This window comes from Caballeronia sp. LZ029 (genome assembly GCF_031451275.1).
GTDB lineage: Bacteria > Pseudomonadota > Gammaproteobacteria > Burkholderiales > Burkholderiaceae > Caballeronia > Caballeronia jiangsuensis.
Genome location: NZ_JARUXO010000122.1, coordinates 1 through 2,546, shown reverse-complemented (window position 1 = coordinate 2,546; position 2,546 = coordinate 1). Strand labels below are relative to the sequence as shown.

The 2,546-nt window shown below is 59.5% G+C and carries 3 protein-coding genes and 1 pseudogene; 2 read left to right on the top strand and 2 right to left on the bottom strand.

All coding sequences use genetic code 11. From position 1 onward, the window contains the following. On the bottom strand, positions 1-195 hold a 195-nt coding region (locus tag QCE73_RS39200), incomplete at its 3' end, for a cytosine permease (protein WP_309886176.1). Positions 196-364: 169 nt separating this feature from the next. Between QCE73_RS39200 and QCE73_RS39195 the strand changes: the two genes are divergently transcribed. Both QCE73_RS39195 and QCE73_RS39190 read left to right on the top strand, forming a co-directional pair. Next, positions 365-1,258 carry a LysR family transcriptional regulator gene (locus QCE73_RS39195; RefSeq protein ID WP_309886174.1) on the top strand — a complete coding sequence of 298 codons (894 nt, stop codon included), beginning with the start codon at positions 365-367 and terminating at the stop codon, positions 1,256-1,258. Between the two features lie 369 nt (positions 1,259-1,627). Then, positions 1,628-2,011: pseudogene (locus tag QCE73_RS39190) on the top strand (recombinase family protein); the annotation flags it as partial. 34 nt (positions 2,012-2,045) lie between these two features. Here the strand turns inward: QCE73_RS39190 and QCE73_RS39550 are convergent. Continuing rightward, positions 2,046-2,474: a transposase gene (locus tag QCE73_RS39550; RefSeq protein WP_404989889.1), complete on the bottom strand. Its 429-nt coding sequence runs from the start codon at positions 2,472-2,474 to the stop codon at positions 2,046-2,048. Between the last annotated feature and the right edge of the window lie 72 nt (positions 2,475-2,546).

The window sequence follows — 2,546 nt, the reverse complement described above, 5'->3', positions numbered from 1 at the left end:
CAATGACCAGAAGACATCGCCGCCTAACACGACGGCAAGCGCCCCCGTGACGATTGCAGTGATATTCAGATTGACGCCGAGCCACAGCGTGAACTGGCCGAACGCCGTGCCGTGGCGCTCGTTTTCAGGAATGTAGTCAAGCGAACGCTTCTCTATCACTGACGCGGAAGCGCCAACTTCTTTCGAGGTGGCCATGGCATGAACCTTGAAGTGGTGATGGATGCCGGAAGCAACCCGGCGATATGGAACGGAACGTACGCAGTATTCGGATCGACGATCCCGAAACGGCGCGACCATGCACAGATAGTAGGAAAAGCGCCGTATAATAAAAAATGTTGGTTTTTAATTCTGTATATCAAAGATCTTGATACACTTCACGTTGCGGCAGATCGAATATTTCATGGCGGCGGTGGAACATCGCGGCGCTTTGGCGGCCGCGAAGGCGATGAACGTCTCGCAGCCTTCGATCTCACACGCGATTGGCGAACTGGAGGCGTTGTGGTGTGAGCGGCTTTTCACGCGTGTCCCGAGCCGGGGCCTGGAATTGACTGCCGCAGGCAAACGCCGCTACAAGGAAGCACGTGAACTGATGCAACGCGCGGCGCAACTCGGCGCACGGGACACCGGCAGCGTCGTGGGCGACCTGTCGGTGGGCTGTTTCGCGACGCTCGGCGCGCGCCATCTTCCGCCGATCATCCGGCATTTTCAGAATCACTATCCCGACGTCCGATTGACGATCCAGGAAGGCGATACGGAGGAACTTGTCGAAGAGGTGGAGCGAGGCACGCTCGATCTGGCGCTGATCTACGATATGGATCTCGCGCGTCAGGTGACGCTTCACGCTGTTGGGGAGCAATCACCCTATGCCCTGCTCCCGGAGGGGCATCGGCTGGCCAAGCAGACTGCTGTTTCAATCAGGGAGCTGACAGTTGAGCCGTTCTTCCTGCTGGACATGCCGCACAGTCGTGACTATTTTCTTTCCCTGTTCCGGTTGGCTGGCGTATCGCCATCTGTCGCGCTGGAACTGCGTTCTGTCGAGATGATCCGATCGCTGGTCGCGAACGGGCATGGAATTTCGATTCTCGTGACTCGCCCTGTCGGCGATACGAGCTACGACGGCCGGCCCATCGTTTGCCGGCCTCTGGACTCCACGATTCCTGCGCAACGGGTTGTCGTCGCCGCGCCGCAGACCACGCAGTTGCCGCGGCCGGCGGCCGCGTTTCTTGAAGTGATGCGCGACCGGTTCATGAAGTCCTAATTGTTCTTGGTAGCGCCAAATATGTCCCACGGGCATAAAAATTCCGTTAGAGGGACCGGCAAAGTCCGCGTGACTCAGAGACGGGACAGAGCAGCCTCCCAGCGACTGTTTCGAGTCTTGGTGCCGCCCCTCGGATCTCCGCCCGAGGACCCGACCGAACGGCCGACAGTGACCCGATCCCGGCCTTTCGATAGCCATAAGGTCGTCACCGAGACGATTGGCCAGATACCTGTCAGCCAGAGGTTTACCCTATCCTGACGTCAGGTAAAGCCTGTCAGCATCGTCAGGTTAGGGTCCGACTCGCGCTTTATTGACGCTTCCGTTTCCGCGTCATAGATTTCAGCCTGACACATTCACCAGAAGGTGGTCATGAACGGGCAACGCGTGGGCTACGTTCGGGTCAGTACGTTCGAGCAGAATGTCGAGCGCCAGCTCGACGGTGTGACGCTGGACCGCACCTTCATCGACAAGGCGTCGGGCAAAGACACGAAGCGCCCGCAACTCGACGCGCTGCTCACCTTCGTGCGCGGTGGCGACACGGTGGTCGTACACAGCATGGACCGCCTGGCGCGGAACCTGGACGACCTGCGCCATATCGTTCAGTCGCTGACACAGCGCGGCGTGCGGATCGAATTCGCGAAGGAGTGCCTGACCTTCACAGGCGAGGATTCGCCGATGGCCAACCTGATGCTGTCGGTGATGGGTGCGTTCGCGGAATTCGAGCGCGCGCTGTTTCGCGAGCGCCAACGCGAGTGAGATTGCCCCGCTCTGACGGACGGATTTGCAGTTAAGGATTTGTCGTGGTCCGGCCTCCGTTAAGCGTTGAGTTGCGGGTTGTCCACGGACGGGCAGCGGGTCGCGTCTCACGACCACGACGCTGCCCGTCGGTGGGCAACTCGCAGGGTGATGCGGTTTTTGTCTTCGCGCTCAGGTTTTCGAATTCGAGCGGCGAACAATAGCCGATGCTGCTATGCAGGCGGCGTACGTTGTACCAGCCTTCCAAGAAGGAGAAGATGCGCCTCCGTGCTTGTTCATGGGTCGCGAAGTGTTCGCGCGACAGGAGCTCTGCTTCAAGCGTCCCGAAGAAGGATTCGCACATCGCATTGTCGTACGCGTCGCACGCCGTACCCATCGACGGCTGCACGCCGGCTTCGCGGCAGCGTTTTCCGAAGGCAATTGACGTGTATTGGGCGGATTCAACCGGTCGTCGCAACACCTTTGATCGAGGAGGTGTTTATGGGACGACCAGCGGGCTGGATGCGTAAGTTGACAGGGCGAGGAGCGATGC